The organism is Stenotrophomonas sp. YJH_SMC_4, from assembly GCF_059371575.1.
The window spans coordinates 1-15,523 of the sequence record NZ_JCAFUR010000036.1; the positions used below are offsets into that span (position 1 = coordinate 1).

The following is a 15,523-nucleotide window of genomic DNA, read 5'->3' on the forward strand; positions in this document are numbered from 1 at the left end:
ACTATGGACGGTCAAACGGGCATTTTTATGGTGGTTCATCCGGGCTCTTTGGGGTCTGGAGAGGTGTGGTAACCACCATTTTCCAAAGATGTCCCGGATGAACAACGTACAGAGAGATCACAACTAACAGTCGACTCTACCAAACGGAAGACCGCCGCTCCGGAACACGCCAAGCAATGCGACAATCGCGCTCCTTTCCTGCAGCAACGAGGCCCACATGGCCAAACTGACCCTGGCCAGCGTGGATGCGCTGCGTACCCGCTTTGCCGATGACGCCGCCTGCGATGCGGCACTGGCCGCCTTCGCCGACATCGCCGCACTGCGCACGCCGCTGCGTGAGCTGGTGGAGGCACAGCACCGCTACCTGCAGGCCGAATTCGAAGTGGCGCAGGTGGCCGACGTACTGCGCCGCGACCAGAAATACGCGCCGGTGGGCCGGCCGTCGGTGCACATCGTGCAGCTGCGCAAGCAGCAGGCCGCGACCAAGCAGGCGGCGCTGATCGCACGCCAGGTGGTGGCGCAGGCCGCACAGACGTTCGTGCGCGTGAGCGGCATGACGGTGAAGGCCAAGCAGAGCCCGAGCGAAGCGTGCGTGGCATGGTTGGGCGCGTTGCGCTGAGGGATCGTGCGGACCAACGGTCCGCACCCACCAGATGCAGGTTGTCGTCTACCGGGTAGTGCCGGCCGCTGGCCGGCAACCCCATCAGCATCGGGCACCCCGCATGCAGCCGGCCAGCGGCCGGCTCTACCGGCACCCAAAAAGAAGGCCCGCTTTTCAGCGGGCCTTCTGCCTTCTCACGACGAGTGAGCGGGGTGCATCAAGCCGCCGGCTTTTCGCCGGTGGCTTCGGTGGTGATGCGGATCTTCACTTCATCGCTGACGTTCGGGGCATACGCGCCAACGCCGAAATCGCTGCGCTTCAGGGTGGTGGTGGCATCGAAGCCAGCCGCCGGAACCTTGGCCATCGGGTGCTCGCCACCGCCGTTGACGGTCACGTCCAGGGTGACCGGCTTGGTGATGCCCTTGATGGTCAGGTCACCGGTGACGGTCAGCTTGTTGGTGCCGGCCGCTTCCACCTTGGTGCTCTTGAAGGTGGCATCGGCGAACTTGGCGGCGTCGAAGAAGTCGGCGCTCTTCAGGTGCTCGTCGAACTTGGCGGTGAAGCTGTTCAGGCCGCTCAGCGGCAGCTTCACTTCCACGGTGGACTTGGTCACGTCTTCGGCGTTGTACACCAGAGTGCCTTCGACGTTGCCGAAGTGCGCGCTCGGGTTGGAGAAGCCGAAGTGGCTCCACTGGGCCAGCACGTCGGTGTGGGTCGGGTCCAGCTTGTAGGTGCCCGAGGCGATCTTGATCGCTTCGGCGGCCGGCGCGGCAGCGGCGGCATCGGCGGCCGGGGTGGCGGCCTGCTCGGTGGTGGCCGGGGCGGCGGCATCGGCGGCCGGGGCAGCGGTGTCGGCCGGCTTGGAGCAGGCGGCGATGGCCAGGGTCAGGGCCAGCGGCAGCAGCAGTTTACGGGTGGCGCTCATCTCAGGAACTCTCCGGATCGTAGGGTGGGTACACGGTGCAGCAAGAGCCCGCCGCGGGACGGCGGGCCCGAAACCGATACAACGACTTACGCGATGCGCGCCGCTTCGTCGAACGACAGGCGCGGCAGACGCGGGAACAGGCCCGCCGAGTCACCGTAACCCAGGTTGACCAGGAAATTCGACTTGATCGAAGTGCCGGCGAAGAAGGCTTCGTCGACCTTGGCCGGGTCGAAGCCGGACATCGGGCCGGCATCCAGGCCCAGCGCGCGTGCGGCCAGGATCAGGTAGGCGCCCTGCAGGCTACCGTTGCGGAGGGCGGCTTCGTGGCGGCCTTCCTGCGGGCCGTCGAACCAGGCCTTGGCATCGGTGTGCGGGAACAGGTACGGCAGCTTCTCGTGGAAATCCAGGTCGAAGCCGATGATGGCGGTGACCGGAGCGGCCATGGTCTTGTCGTGGTTGCCTTCGGACAGGGCCGGGGCCAGCTTGGCCTTGGCTTCCTTCGAGGTGACGAACACGAAGCGGGCCGGCGTGGTGTTGGCGGCGGTCGGGCCCCACTTCACCAGGTCGTACAGTTCCTGCAGCAGGCTGGCCGGGACCGGCTTGTCGAGGAAGGCGTTCTGGGTGCGGGCAGTACGGAACAGCTGGTCGAGGGCAGCAGCGTCGAGCGCGTGGGACATCGGTGGATCTCCAGGGCGGCTAAGGGAAGTCAGTGCCCGCGGGCGGCGCGGGGCGAAACGACGAGCCGCAGTGTAGAGTGTCGCGACTGTTGCAACACCCAGCAGGGCTGAAACGAATTAATGCCAATGGTGAAACGATCGAGCGCGCCATGGACGGTCACTGACGGCCGTGCGGGCAATGTCCGCCAGGCGGTCGCGCTGGCCTCGGCGCTGCGCCAGGGCACCCACCGACCGCTGGTCCTGCAGCCCCGCGCACCCTGGCGCTGGCTGTCGCCGCGGCGCCTGCCGGGTGATGTGAACGGCTATGGCGAGGCTTTCGCGTCATTGGCTGCCGAGGCCCCGGCGCTGGCGATCGGCTGTGGCCGCCAGGCCGCCGGCGCACTGCGCGTGCTGCGCGCACGTGGCAGCCAGGTGGTGCAGATCCTCGACCCGCGCATCGGCGCACGCCACTGGGATGTGGTGGTGGTGCCCGAACACGATGCCCTGCGTGGCAGCAACGTGCTGACCCTGCTCGGCAGCCTCAACCCGGTGGACGACGACTGGCTGGCCTGGGGCCGCGCCGCGTTCGCCGGCTTCAGTACCTTGCCCGGCCCGCGCACCGCGTTGCTTGTCGGTGGACCGACGCCGCTGGCGCCGTGGGATGAAACGGCGATGGTGGGCGTGTTCCAGGCGCTGGCCGGGCAGATCCGCAGCGAAGGCGGCAGCCTGCTGGCGACCACCTCGCGACGCACGCCGCCGGCGTTGGCCGAGATCCTGCGCGCGACGTTCGCCGACCTGCCGCATGTGATCTGGGGCGACGGCGGCGACGGTACGAATCCTTATGGCGGCCTGCTCGGCTGGGCCAACCGCGTGGTGGTCTCGCCCGATTCGGTGAACCTGCTGTCTGAAGCCTGCGCCACGCGCATGCCGGTGATGGTGGCGCTGGCCGATACCGCGCAAGGCCGGCTGGCGCGCTTCCAGCAGCAGCTGCGCGAGCGCGGGCGGCTGCAGGCGCATTGGCTGGACTGGCAGTACGACCGCATCGAACCACTGCGCGAGACCGCGCGGGTGGCCGCGGAAGTGAAACAGCGTCTGGCATTGGGGTAGTGCCGGCCGCTGGCCGGCAATGCTCTACGCGCTACCGAAGATCCTGACGTTGCCGGCCAGCGGCCGGCACTACCGGGTGCGCAGCGTTTTCTGAACATTTCGATCCGACTGTGCGGTTAGAGTCCAGCGTCCCCCATCACGCTGAACGTCTTCATGCGCACCCTGCTCCTGCTGCCCCTGGCCCTGCTCGCCGCCTGCTCCACCACGCCCACCGAGCTGGATCCGATCTCGTATCAATGCCAGCAGCAGCTGGACGCGTACCGCGAACAGCCGGCGCTGCGCGATCCGAAGACTGGTCAGCGCCCGCCGCTGCCGGTGGCCCCGATCAGCGACGCCTGCGACAAGGAACTCCAGCGCAAGGGCCTGGATCGCCCGCTGCGCTGACCGGCGTATGATCGGCGCGCGGGCCTGCCCGCCGTTGAAGGTATCGACATGGATCGTTTTTCCCGCCTGCCCCGCGCCGCGCTGCTGATCGCCAGCCTGCTGGCGACTGCACCGGCCTGGGCCAACAGCACCGAATGCCGCGAGCGCTACCCGAGCGTGGCCGCGCAGGCGGCGATGCTGGACGTGGCCTGGACCACCGCCGAGCGTCTCGATGCGCTGCCCGATGTGGACGTGGTGATCGCCGCGCGCGGTGGCCAGGACCTGAGCCGCTACGGCTTGCGTCACAGCCACCTGGCCTTCCTGCTGCGCGAGGACGACGGCCGCTGGCGCGCGATGCACCTGCTCAACCGCTGCAAGACCGACAGCTCGCAGCTGTACCACGAGGGCCTGGGCAACTTCGTCGGCGAGAGCGGCGGGCATACCGACCTGCGCATCGGCGTGCCGTCGGCGCCGCTGCGTGCTGTATTGAAGGCGATGCTGGTGTCGCCGTCGATCCAGCCCAAGGCGCTGCACGAGACCAGGTACAACGTGGTCGCCTACCCGTTCGCCACCGACTACCAGAACTCCAACCAGTGGGTACTGGAGGTGCTGGGCGCGGCGATGGCGCAGGCCGATGGCGCACCGGCCATCGTCAAGCGCGAACAGGCCCAGCAATGGCTGCGCCAGCAGAAGTACCAGCCCAGCGTGCTGCATATCGGCCTGGGCAAGCGCGTGGGTGCACGCCTGTTCATTGCAAACGCCACCACCACCGACCACCCCGCCGGCGAACGCATTTCCGGCAACTATTCGGTGGTGACGGTGGAATCGGTATTCGACTTCCTGCACCAGCGCAGCCAGCTGCAGCAGGAACTGGTGATCCCCCATGTGCCGGTGGCCGGTGCTGCTGCCGCCACGCCCTGAATCCCGCGAGGAGAACGACATGCGTCCGCTGCCTGTTTCCCTGATGTCGATGGTGATCATTGCCGGCCTGCTCGGCGCGAACACCGCCCATGCCGAACGCCGCATCATCATCCTGCAGGACCCGGGTCCGCAGGGGCCGAGCCTGGAAATGTCCGCGCCCCTGGTTGCTTCCGCGCGCGCCGCCGCTGCCAAGGAAGCCCGGGATGCCGGGCTACCACCAGGCCACGGTGCATCGGTGAAGCTGCCGCAGATGCAGGTGCGCGCCATCGCCACCACCGTCGACGGCCGCCGCGAAGTGCAGCTGCGCGATGTCAGCAACCCGCAGAACACCGCGTCGATGCAGTGGCCGAAGCGCCCCGGCGATCCCGCCGTGCAGTTCACCGTGGGGCAGACCGTGAACTTCGAGCCGACCGGCACCGACCAGGGCTGGCAGGTGAAGGACAACCAGGGCCGCCCACTGGAATATCTGCCCGAGGCCACCGGCCCGCGCGACATCTTCGATACCCGGCGCTGAGCCGCCGCCCCCACGTTGACCAGGAGGTCTCCATGTTCCGTTGCCTGCGCATTCCCGCGTCCGCCCTGCTGCTCTCGGTGCTGCTGGTGCCCACTGTCCATGCTGGCGCCGCGCCGCAGTTGAACAGCAGCGAGGCCAGCGTGATCGTGACATCGTTCGTGGTGCTGTCGTTGCCACTGGCGGCCTCGATGGGCTTGTCCGAACTGTCCAAGGCGCCGTTCAAGGCCAGCGAACGCAACGGCCGAGCCACGCGCACCAAGGCAGTGCCGCTGCCGCCGATGGAGGTGAAGAAGGTGGAGACCACGCCGGAGGGCGAGCGCCAGGTACAGCTGCAGGTGCCGGACAAAGCCGACCAGACCGCCACCCTGCGCTGGCCGGCGCACGTGCATGAAGACCAGGCGGCAGGCTTCGTAGTCGGCCAGCAGGTGCACTTCGACCCCACCGAAGCCGGTGCCGGCTGGACCGTGAAAAGCGCGCAGGGCCAGGCACTGGCTTACGTGCCCACCGCCTACGCCGCTGGCGATGTGATGAGCGAAGCGCTGTAAAGCTGAACGACCGGTTTTGGCTTTGACGCGGGCCGGGCGGATAATGGGCGATCCCCTTTGTCCCCCTGGCTCGCCATGTCCGTGCGTCCTGCCCCTCTTTTTGCCCCGCTGACCCCGCGCGCCCTGGTGCTGGCGGTACTGGCGATGGGCGCGGTGGTGCTGCTGTCCAACGTACTGGTGCAGTACCCGATCAACGATTGGCTGACCTGGGGTGCCTTCAGCTATCCGGTCGCGTTCCTGGTCAGCAACCTGATCAACCGCCGCTTCGGCCCGGGCCCGGCGCGCCGCGTGGCGTGGATCGGCTTCCTGGTGGCGGTGGTGTTGTCGGTGTGGGTGGCCACGCCGCGCATCGCCATTGCCTCGTGCTCGGCCTTCATCGTGGCGCAGCTGCTGGACATCACCGTGTTCGACCGCCTGCGTCGTGGCAGCTGGTGGCGCGCACCGATGGTGGCCACCACCTGCAGCGCGACGGTGGATACCACCATTTTCTGGTCGATCGCGTTTGCCGGTTCCGCCCTGCCGTGGGTGAGCTGGGCAGCGGGCGACCTGGCGGTGAAGCTGGCGATCGGCGTGTGCCTGCTGGCCCCGTTCCGCGCGTTGTTGTGGAAGATGGCGCCGCTGCGGGCCACCAGCTGACCGCACATGCTCTGGTGCGTGCCGACCGTTGGTTGGCACGCTCCATCGGAGTTCATTACCGCTGGCGGATTGTGCCGACCAACGGTCGGCACCTACCAGGAGCAGGCATCGCAGGGCCATTGATTCGGTGGGTGCCGACCGTTGGTCGGCACGCCCTGCAGAACTCATCGCTGCCGACAGATTGTGCCGACCAACGGTCCGCACCCACCCAAAGTGGTTGCAGCATTTGCCCCCGCTCAGGCGAACGGCAGCTCCGCGGCTCTGCACGCTGCCGTAATCGCGGCACACGCCTCTTCAATCGCAGGCGTGGTCGGCGCCAACCGCGGGCGCCGGTCCAGCGTGCAGGCCAGGCCTACGTCCAGCAGCGTGGCATGTGCCCCATGCAGTGCATGCGCGGTGGCATCGGGAAGGAAACCGGCCACCGCCAACGCATCGATCAACGACGGTGTATCGCGCGGCTGCAGCAGCACCGCATGCTGCGCACTGCGCGCCAGCACGCCGGTCTGCAGCAGGAACTCCAGGTCCACTACGCCGCCGGCACCCTGCTTCAGGTCCAGCCGCGCGGCATCGCTGCGGTCCAGTTCGGTGCGCATGCGGCCGCGCATCTTCAGCACATCGGCATACAGCGTCGCCGGATCACGCTCACGACCCAGCGTCTGCGCACGCACCTGTTCGAAGTCGGCCAGCAGGCTGGCATCGCCGGCCACGCCGCGTGCGCGCACCAATGCCTGGTGTTCCCAGGTCCATGCGCGTTCGCGCTGGTATTCGGTGTAACTGGCCAACGAAGACACCAGCGAACCCTTGCCACCGTCCGGGCGCAGGCGCACGTCGATGTCGTACAGGCGGCCGGCGGCGGTGACCGCGCCAAGCAGTGCCATCACCTTCTGTGCCAGGCGCGCATACCAGCGGCCCGGCTCCAGCGGCCGCGCACCATCGCTGGCATCCACCCCGGCCGGGTTGTCGTGCAGGAACACCAGGTCCAGGTCGGAACCGAAACCCAGCTCCAGGCCACCCAGGCTGCCGTAGCCGATGATCGCGAAGCGCCCACCGGGAATCTCGCCGTGTGCGGCGCGCATGTCCGCTTCGGCCATCGCCAGCACAGTGATCACCACCGCCTGCGCCAGCTCGGCCAGTTGCCGTGTGCTGTCCACCGCGCCCTGGCGCCCGTCCAGCGTGGCCATCGCCATGCGGAAGCTCAGCGCCAGCCGCGTCTCGTTGAGCCAGCGCAGTGCGGATTCGGGATCCTCCACCGCCAGCACCTGCTGGCACTCGGCCAGCATGCCGGCAGCATCCGGCATCGGCCCGGACACGCGCACGTCCAGCAGTTCGTCCAACAGCAATGGATACGCGGCCAAGCGTTCGGCCAGCAGCGCACTGCGCGCCAGCACATCCACCAGCCGCGCCAGCGCACTCGGTTGCTCATCCAGCAGTGCGAGATAGCTGGTCCGGCGCAGCACCGCCTGCAGCAGGCCAAGCACACGCTTGAGCGCGGCGTCGGGTTGTGGCGAGCGCGTGGCCGCATGCAGCAGTGCGGGCAGCACGCGATCCAGCCGCGCACGCGCGGCATCGGACAAGGACTTCACGCCGGTGCCCTGGGCGAAATCGCGCAGCGACTGGTCGGCGCCGTTGGCATCGAGGAAGCCGGCTTCGGCCAGCAGTGGTGCGTTGCTGCCTTCGGGCAGGCTGCGCCAGTAGTTGGCCAGCGCGTCGGGCGCGGCCTGGCCCTTGCGCGGCGCCAGCAGCGCGGCAAATTCAGTACTGACGCGCTGCTGCTGTTCGGCCAACGCCGCGCGCAGCACGTTCCAGTCCGCATGGCCGAGGCCGACGGCAATGCGTTCGCGGTCCAGCGCGTCGCTGGGCAGTACGTGGGTCTGCGCGTCGCGCAGCATCTGCAGGCGGTTCTCCAGCCGGCGCAGGAACAGGTAAGCCTCGCGCAGTGCGGCGCCATCCTCGGGCGCGATCTGTCCGGCGGCAACCAGTGCATCCAGCGCCACCAGCAGGCGACGCTCGCGCAGTGCCGGTTCACGGCCACCGCGGATCAGCTGCAGTGCCTGGCACAGGAATTCGATTTCGCGGATGCCACCGGCGCCACGCTTGATGTCCTCGTGCAACTCGCGGCGCGCGACCTCGGCGGTGATCGCCGCCTTCATTTCGCGCAGGCCATCGAGCGCGGTGAAGTCGAGGTAGCGGCGGTACACGAACGGGCGCAGGGTCTGCAGCCACGCTTCACCGGCGGCGATGTCGCCGGCCACCGCGCGCGCCTTCAGCCACGCATAGCGTTCCCAGTCGCGGCCCTCGCGCTGGAAATACTGGTCCATCGCCGCGAACGACAGCGCGACGCGGCCGGCGCTGCCGAACGGACGCAGGCGCAGGTCGACACGGTGGCTGAAGCCATCGACGGTGGTTTCGTCCAGCAGCTTGGCCAGGCGCTGGCCGAGGCGGGCGAAATACTCTTCGGCGGCCAGCGCGCGCGGGCCATCGGATTCACCACCGTGCGGATAGGCGTAGACCAGATCGATATCGGAACTGAAGTTGAGCTCGCCGCCGCCCAGCTTGCCGAGGCCGAACACGACCAGCTGCTGCGGCGTGCCTTGGTCATCGGCGATGACGCCGTGGCGCTGGGCAAATTCCTGCTGCAGGGCCTCCAGTGCCAGCCTCAGGCAGTCTTCGGCCAGGGTGGTGGCACCGGCCAGGGTCTGCGCCACGTCGTCCAGCCCGGCAAGGTCGCGCCAGATCAACCGTGTGGACATCGCCGCACGCCAGCGCCGCAGCTGTGCCGGCCAGTCGCTGGGCTGCAGCGGGTCGAGCACCGGCGCCGGGATCGGCGGGCAGCCGGGCGCGGCCAGCTGCGCCAGCAGCGCCGGTTGCCGCACCAGGGTGTCCAGCGCGAAGTCGCTGGTCACCGCCAGGCGGGTCAGCAACGGCAGCAGGTCGGCCGGGATGGGCTCTGGCAGGACTTGAGCCAGACGCGCCAGGGCGCGGTCGACAAGAGGCTGCAGGGAGACGGGCAGATCAGCGGGGGCGAGGGTCATGCACTGATTGTATCGACCCGGCCGGGGCGCAACGGACCCGGTAGTGCCGGCCGCTGGCCGGCAACCCCGGTAACCTTCGGCAGCATCATCGGATCTGCCGGCCAGCGGCCGGCACTACCAAGTCAACGGATCTGCCGGCCAGCGGCCGGCATTACCAACAATGGAGGCCGCGTATTCATACTGGGCGACAGGCAATAAAAAAGCCCGCTTGCAGCGAACTGCCAGCGGGCTCTGCTCCCTCCCCCACGTCGGGATGCAGGGCCATCGTGCGGGCTGCGAAAGCACTTTGCACGCTGCACTGCAAAACAAAACCGACGGGTTTGGGTGAGCCCCTGGGGAAAAGCCATTCCACGAAGGTAGAACCCCCCGTACGGATGAGGATGGCCGATAATCGGAATTCCCCCCAGCAACACGTGTCGTCATGTCTGTTGATCGCATCGCCAACGCGCGTCTCCGTGACCGCGTGGTCTCCGCAGAGGCCGCAGCCGCGCTGATCCAGCCCGGTGAAACCGTGGCCATGAGCGGCTTTACCGGCTCCGGGTATCCCAAGGCCGTTCCCGTCGAACTGGCCCGCCGCATCGAAGCGGTGCATGCCCAGGGCAACCCCTTCCAGATCAAGCTGATGACCGGTGCCTCGACCGCGCCGGAGCTTGATGGTGCGCTGGCCAAGGCCGATGGCATCGCCATGCGCATGCCGTTCCAGAGCGACCCGGATGCGCGCAACCGCATCAACGAGGGCAAGCTGGATTACATCGACATCCACCTCAGCCACGTTGCCCAGCACGTGTGGTTCGGTTTCTACGGCGAGATCGATACCGCCGTGATCGAAGTGTCGGCCATCCGCGAGGACGGTTCGCTGGTGCCCTCCACTTCGGTCGGCAACAACAAGACCTGGCTGGACCTGGCGAAGAAAGTGATCGTCGAGGTCAACGAATGGCAGCCGGCCGGCGTCGACGGCATGCATGACATCTACTACGGCACCGCGCTGCCGCCGCACCGCAAGCCGATTCCGCTGGTGAACGCCAACGACCGCATCGGCGACACCGCGCTGCGCTGCGACCCGGACAAGATCGTGGCCGTGGTGCGCACCAACGGCCCGGACCGCAACAGCCCGTTCAGCCCGATCGATGCGACCAGCGAGCAGATCGCCTCGCACCTGATCGAGTTCCTCAAGCACGAGGTGAAGAAGGGCCGCCTGCCACCGAACCTGCTGCCGCTGCAGTCGGGCGTGGGCAACATTCCCAACGCCGTGCTGGCCGGGTTGGCAAAGAGCGGTTTCCGCGACCTGGCCGCGTTCACCGAGGTGATCCAGGACGGCATGCTCGACCTGCTGCGCGATGGCGTGCTGAGCTATGCCTCGTGCACGGGTTTTGCGCTGAGCCCGCAGGCCAACGAGACGTTCAAGGAGAACATCGATTTCTACCGCGAGCGCATCATCATGCGCACGCAGGAAATCTCCAACCACCCGGAACTGGTGCGCCGCCTGGGCTGCATCGGCATGAACGGCATGATCGAAGTGGACATCTACGGCAACGTCAATTCGACGCACGTGATGGGCACGCGGATCATGAACGGCATCGGCGGTTCCGGCGACTTTGCCCGCAACGGGTTCCTGTCGGCGTTCCTGAGCCCGTCCACCGCCAAGAACGGCACCATCTCGGCGATCGTGCCGATGGCCAGCCATGTCGACCACACCGAGCACGACGTATCGGTGATCGTGACCGAACAGGGCCTGGCCGATCTGCGTGGACTGACCCCGCGAAAGCGCGCGCAGGTGCTGATCGACAACTGCGCGCACCCGGATTTCCGCCCGCAGCTGCAGGATTACTTCGACCGTGCCAGCCGCGAGAGCTACGGCAAGCACACCCCGCACCTGCTGCCGGAAGCGCTGTCGTGGCACCAGCGTTGGCTGGATACCGGAACGATGAAGGGCTGATTGCGTTGGGGGTCAGAGCCCTTTTCTGCCGAAAAGGGATCTGACCCCGATCATGCGCAACGTTGGGGTCGGATCCCTTTCCACAGGAAAGGGCTCTGACCCCAGCTACGGAATCGGGTAGAGCCGGCCGCTGGCCGGCTTCCCCAACAGCCGGCCAGCGGCCGGCTCTACCTTCACGCGAATCGCAGGCTCGCCAGCGATTCGGCCTGCAGCCGCTCGTAGATCTCGAACTCGTCGTTCACCGCCACGCCCAGCGCCTGCTCGAAGGCCTCGCGGTTGGCGTGCGCGGCATAGGCGCGCTGTTCTTCGCCGCCCAGGTTCGACTGGAAGATGCCCGCGGCACTGACCGGCAGGAAATCCTCGTAGACGATCGGGTCGGCCGTGGCCAAGCCTGTGGCCACCAGCACTTCGGCCGGCAGATCCGCCACGCGCTCGGGCGCGGCACGGCCGGCGTCGGTCAGCTGGTAGCGGTAATAGCCCAGTCCTTCCTGGCGCAGCGTGTCATGGTCATCCGGGAAGCTGGCGAACACCGCCTGCAGGCGCTGGCCGTAGTCGCCGCCAGTGCTGCCTTCGCCACCGGCATCGCGTGCCTGCGACAGCAGCTGGTCGTACAGCGCGCGGCCCTTCGGGGTGAGCGCAAGGCCGCGCTGTTCGATCTCGCCGAAGCGCGCGGTATGGGTGCCGGCATCGCCGCCTTCGCCGCCCGGGAAATGCACGGCTTCTTCCAGTGCCTTGAAGCTGGTCTGGCGCAGCAGGATCGGGCAGGCGCGGCGCGGCGGGCCTTCGATCACCGCCTTGGCCGCCATGCCGTGTTCGATCATCGCCGCCTGCGCGGCATCGATGTCCAGCGTGCGTGGGGTCAGGTGGTTGATGTGCGGGCCACGGAAGCTGACCACGTCGGCCACCAGGCGGTGCGCGTGGTGCAGCGCGTGGTAGGTCGGCAGGTCGACGGTGGCATCGCCGTGCCAGCGGAAGGTTTCCAGCGCTTCATCGACGAAGCGTTCGGCATCGGCCTGCGACAGGCCGCCGTCACGCTCGGCCTGGTCGATCAGTGCCAGCGCGCCGTCGGTGAAGATGCGGCGGCGCGCAAGAATCTTCGCCGATTCGGCACGCAGCGCTTCGTCTTCGATCAGTTCCAGGCGCAGCAGCGAGGTGAACACGCGGAACGGATTCTGCGCCAGCGCGGCGCCGGTCAGCGGGCGGAACGCGGTGGAGTGCACCGGCACGCCGGCCACCGACAGGTCGTAGTAGCCCACCGGGTACATGCCCATCACCGCGAACAGGCGGCGCAGTGTGGCCAGCTCCTGCACGGTGCCGACGCGGATCGCGCCATGGCGCTCTTCATCCAGGCGCGCACGCTCGTCGTTGCGCTGCAGCTGCGCGGCCAGCGCCGGGTCCTGGGCAAGCACCTGCGCGTTGATCCGCTCCACCAGCTCCACCAGCGTGCCGTACAGCGGCACTTCGGTGCGGTACATGCGGGACATGGCCTGCGCGAACAGGCGGCGGATCACATCAGGCGAAACCAAAGAGGCGCTCATCAGTCACTCGATTACGGGAACGGGGGAACAGCTCGGACCCGTATTGTCGCCGGAGCGCGGGGCGGCGGCGATATGCAGAGCAACATGAAACAGATCGGTAGTGCCGGCCGCTGGCCGGCATCCGCTGCGAGCGGGTATCCCCAGGTTGCCGGCCAGCGGCCGGCACTACCGCTTCAACTGGCGCTTCAGGGTGGCATCCAGGGTGATCGGCCGGTCCCAGTGCTGGTAGCTGGCCACGATGGCGTGGCGCACGGCCCGGTAATGCAGGTTGTCCGGCTTGGTGGGCATCCGCTTCACCACCGCTTCCCAGCCGCCGTCCGGGTCCTGGCTGAAGGCGCGCACGCTGTCGCGGCAGGTCTGGCCGCTGGCCTTGGCCCAGAAGCAGGCAAAATAGATGTCCCCGGCCTGCCAGCCATGGGTGGTGAACAGCGCGCTGATGTAGCCACGGGGCACGTCGGCATAGCGCGATACCTCATCGAGAAAGGCATCCGGGTAGCGTTCGGCGTAATGGTTGATGTCCTGCAGCTGGGCATCAACCCAGCTGTCGCCGGTTGCCACCTCATACGCAGCCGAACGCTCGGCGGTCTGCTGGGCCAGCACGGTGGCCGGCGCCAGCAGCAGGGACAACAGCAACACGCGCAGTCGGTAATTCATGCCCCGATTCTGCCGCAGCCGCCGGGCCCTGTCAGGCCGCCGCAGCGGCCTTGGCTTCGATCGCCGCCAGTGCGGCCGGCCAGTCGTGGGCGGTATCGGCGGTGACCATGCGCGGTTCATCATCGGCCACGCCGTGCTGGGTCTCGTGGGCCCAGGTCACTGCGTACGGGGTATGCACGCCCCAGCCACCCAGGGTAACCACCGGCTCGATGTCCGAACGCAGCGAGTTGCCGACCATCACGAAGCGCTGCATGGGCAGATCGAATTCGGCCAGCACGCGGGCGTAGGTTTCCGGGTCCTTCTCCGAGACGATCTCGATGCGCGGGAACAGCTCGCCCAGGTTGGCGACCTTGATCTTCGCTTCCTGGTGGAACAGGTCGCCCTTGGTGATCAGCACCACCGGGTAGTGCTCGGCGATGGCCGCCACCGCTTCGCGCACACCGTCGATCAGTTCGACCGGGTGGCGCAGGGTGTCGTGGCCGATATCCAGGATGCGCTGGATGTCCTTCGCTTCGATGCGCTGCCCGGTGATGTCGATGGCCGCTTCGATCATCGACAGCGTCATGCTCTTCACGCCGTAGCCGAAGGTGCCCAAGTGGCGCTGCTGCACTTCCAGCAGGTGGCGCGCGGTCTGGGTGTCGTGCACGTCGACGTAGCGCGACAGCAGGTCAAGGTAGTCCTGCTCGGCCTTGCGGTAGTAGTCCTCGCTCTTCCACAGCGTATCGTCACCGTCAAAACCGACCAGGCCGATGGCGCGCGACGGCGCAGGCGTGGAGGTGTTCATCGCGCAAGGATACAGGGGCCGTGGTGACGAAAAAAACCCGGGCGGCCGAAGCCGCCCGGGTTCCCATACGCCCCGATACAGGTCTTACCTGCCCTGCGCACCCTGCGCTGCGCCGCCGGCGCCGGCCTGCTGGGCGGCCACATAGGCCTTGTACTCATCGGCGCTCAGCTCGCCGTCCTTGTTGGTATCAGCCTGGTCGAACACCTGGGCCAGGCCCGCGTTCACCTGCGCCTCGGTCTTGCTGATGGTGCCGTTGCCATCGGTATCGATGCTGGCCCAGGTCTGGCCACCGCCGTTGGCCTGCGCCGATGCGGCTGCGGCAGCGTTGGTCGCCTGGTCGGCGGCCTGGCCGGCCTGTGCAGCCGCCTGCTGGGCCTGTGCGGCCTCGTTCTGCGCATGCGCCGCCTGCTGCTTGGCCGACTGGGCCATCGCCGGAATGGCCAGCACGCTGCCAGCGGCGACGATCAGGGCGATCAGGGGCTTGCGGTTGCGAATAGTCATCAGGGGTGTCTCCTGCCAATTGGGTGGTGTTGCGCGGCGTGTTGTCTCCGCACGGCACCTACCCTGCCACCGCGTTTCTGAATCGATTTTGCCCCGCGACCGGCGTCAACACGCACCATTAACCACTCGCCCCCGCGCATGCATTAGCGCGGTGGTTAGCAGCAAGTGAGCAGCTCATAAGATGCGCATTCAGCGCTGCCGGATTTAACCGGCAACCAACGAAAAACCTGCGTCAGTCGACGGTTTTTTCCGATGACCGCGAACTGAACAACACCCACCCCAGCGCAACACCGGCGAGCGCACCGGCGATTTCCAGCACCACGCGGCTGCCGAGTTCGTTCGGATCGTGGATGGTGGCCAGGAACAGGCGCGCATACAGCGGCGACTCCAGCCGCACGATGCCCATGTAGAACAGCTTCCATGCATCGATGCCGGCGGAGATGATCACGGCGATGACACAGGACCACCCGATCGCGTGACCCGCGGTCCAGTGCAGGAGCCGGCACAGCTGCGACCACAGGAAGTACACCAGCAGCCCGACCAGCAGGGCGATGGCGCCGGCTTCCAGGGTACCGAGCAGGCCGAAGTGCAGGGGAAGGTTCATCGGGTGGGCAGGGATGAAGAGGCGGCCAGTGTAAGGGATCTGCCCCGGACCCAATCCGGTAGCCCCAGTAGCAACTGTCTTGTCAGGGGCAGCCGAGGGCCACCTCGGCGTCTCGCTTACGGGCGTTGAGGATCACCAGCATTTTGCGCATGACCGCCACGAGCGCCACCTTGCTCGCTTTGCCCTTGGCCTTCAGGCCAGCGTAA

At 67.5% G+C, this 15,523-nt stretch carries 16 protein-coding genes and 1 pseudogene; 8 read left to right on the forward strand and 9 right to left on the reverse strand.

Annotated features, from left to right (window positions below; translation table 11 throughout):
• The first annotated feature begins 217 nt into the window (after positions 1–217).
• Positions 218–619 carry a hypothetical protein gene (locus AC5P9F_RS20560; RefSeq protein ID WP_076739829.1) on the forward strand — a complete coding sequence of 134 codons (402 nt, stop codon included), beginning with the start codon at positions 218–220 and terminating at the stop codon, positions 617–619.
• 199 nt (positions 620–818) lie between these two features.
• On the opposite strand, the gene AC5P9F_RS20565 is transcribed toward AC5P9F_RS20560, so the two are convergent.
• Both AC5P9F_RS20565 and AC5P9F_RS20570 read right to left on the reverse strand, forming a co-directional pair.
• Entirely contained in the window at positions 819–1,526 is a 708-nt protein-coding gene (locus AC5P9F_RS20565; protein WP_005407837.1) for a YceI family protein, read from the reverse strand.
• Positions 1,527–1,612: 86 nt separating this feature from the next.
• Complete coding sequence (locus AC5P9F_RS20570) at positions 1,613–2,203, reverse strand: malonic semialdehyde reductase (RefSeq protein ID WP_111117820.1); 591 nt, start codon at positions 2,201–2,203, stop codon at positions 1,613–1,615.
• A gap of 126 nt (positions 2,204–2,329) precedes the next feature.
• Between AC5P9F_RS20570 and AC5P9F_RS20575 the strand changes: the two genes are divergently transcribed.
• The 6 genes from AC5P9F_RS20575 (at position 2,330) to AC5P9F_RS20600 (ending at position 6,268) form a co-directional block, all read left to right on the forward strand.
• On the forward strand, positions 2,330–3,289 hold the full coding sequence (locus AC5P9F_RS20575) for a mitochondrial fission ELM1 family protein (protein ID WP_005407835.1): 960 nt from the start codon (positions 2,330–2,332) through the stop codon (positions 3,287–3,289).
• Between the two features lie 153 nt (positions 3,290–3,442).
• Positions 3,443–3,673, forward strand: coding sequence for a hypothetical protein (locus AC5P9F_RS20580; RefSeq protein ID WP_005407834.1), 231 nt, complete (start codon positions 3,443–3,445; stop codon positions 3,671–3,673).
• 48 nt (positions 3,674–3,721) lie between these two features.
• Positions 3,722–4,573 (forward strand): DUF2145 domain-containing protein, encoded by an 852-nt coding sequence (locus tag AC5P9F_RS20585; RefSeq protein ID WP_005412057.1) that lies wholly within the window; start codon positions 3,722–3,724, stop codon positions 4,571–4,573.
• 19 nt (positions 4,574–4,592) lie between these two features.
• Positions 4,593–5,087, forward strand: coding sequence for a hypothetical protein (locus AC5P9F_RS20590; protein WP_495232024.1), 495 nt, complete (start codon positions 4,593–4,595; stop codon positions 5,085–5,087).
• A 32-nt stretch (positions 5,088–5,119) separates the two neighbouring features.
• Positions 5,120–5,632 carry a hypothetical protein gene (locus tag AC5P9F_RS20595; protein WP_049397247.1) on the forward strand — a complete coding sequence of 171 codons (513 nt, stop codon included), beginning with the start codon at positions 5,120–5,122 and terminating at the stop codon, positions 5,630–5,632.
• A gap of 75 nt (positions 5,633–5,707) precedes the next feature.
• The gene (locus AC5P9F_RS20600; RefSeq protein WP_005407830.1) at positions 5,708–6,268 is read left to right on the forward strand and encodes a queuosine precursor transporter; all 561 of its coding nucleotides are present in this window, start codon (positions 5,708–5,710) and stop codon (positions 6,266–6,268) included.
• 236 nt (positions 6,269–6,504) lie between these two features.
• Here the strand turns inward: AC5P9F_RS20600 and glnE are convergent, their stop codons facing one another.
• A complete protein-coding gene (gene glnE, locus AC5P9F_RS20605; protein WP_495232025.1) occupies positions 6,505–9,300 on the reverse strand; it encodes a bifunctional [glutamate--ammonia ligase]-adenylyl-L-tyrosine phosphorylase/[glutamate--ammonia-ligase] adenylyltransferase in 2,796 nt (931 codons plus the stop codon).
• Between the two features lie 421 nt (positions 9,301–9,721).
• On the opposite strand from glnE, the gene scpC reads away from it, so the two are divergent.
• Positions 9,722–11,236, forward strand: a complete 1,515-nt coding sequence (gene scpC / locus AC5P9F_RS20610) for a succinyl-CoA:acetate CoA-transferase ScpC (protein ID WP_005407828.1) — start codon at positions 9,722–9,724, stop codon at positions 11,234–11,236.
• A 173-nt stretch (positions 11,237–11,409) separates the two neighbouring features.
• Here scpC and hglS read toward each other — a convergent pair whose 3' ends face one another.
• From hglS to AC5P9F_RS20640, 6 genes and pseudogenes are all read right to left on the reverse strand, one after another.
• A complete protein-coding gene (gene hglS / locus AC5P9F_RS20615; RefSeq protein WP_495232026.1) occupies positions 11,410–12,774 on the reverse strand; it encodes a 2-oxoadipate dioxygenase/decarboxylase HglS in 1,365 nt (454 codons plus the stop codon).
• A gap of 165 nt (positions 12,775–12,939) precedes the next feature.
• A complete protein-coding gene (locus tag AC5P9F_RS20620; RefSeq protein WP_012478959.1) occupies positions 12,940–13,428 on the reverse strand; it encodes a hypothetical protein in 489 nt (162 codons plus the stop codon).
• A gap of 31 nt (positions 13,429–13,459) precedes the next feature.
• Positions 13,460–14,212, reverse strand: coding sequence for an HAD family hydrolase (locus AC5P9F_RS20625; RefSeq protein WP_012478958.1), 753 nt, complete (start codon positions 14,210–14,212; stop codon positions 13,460–13,462).
• A gap of 84 nt (positions 14,213–14,296) precedes the next feature.
• The gene (locus tag AC5P9F_RS20630; RefSeq protein WP_005407824.1) at positions 14,297–14,713 is read right to left on the reverse strand and encodes an EF-hand domain-containing protein; all 417 of its coding nucleotides are present in this window, start codon (positions 14,711–14,713) and stop codon (positions 14,297–14,299) included.
• Positions 14,714–14,945: 232 nt separating this feature from the next.
• The gene (locus AC5P9F_RS20635) at positions 14,946–15,317 is read right to left on the reverse strand and encodes a hypothetical protein (protein WP_012478956.1); all 372 of its coding nucleotides are present in this window, start codon (positions 15,315–15,317) and stop codon (positions 14,946–14,948) included.
• 82 nt (positions 15,318–15,399) lie between these two features.
• A pseudogene (locus AC5P9F_RS20640) lies at positions 15,400–15,523 on the reverse strand (IS110 family transposase); the annotation flags it as partial.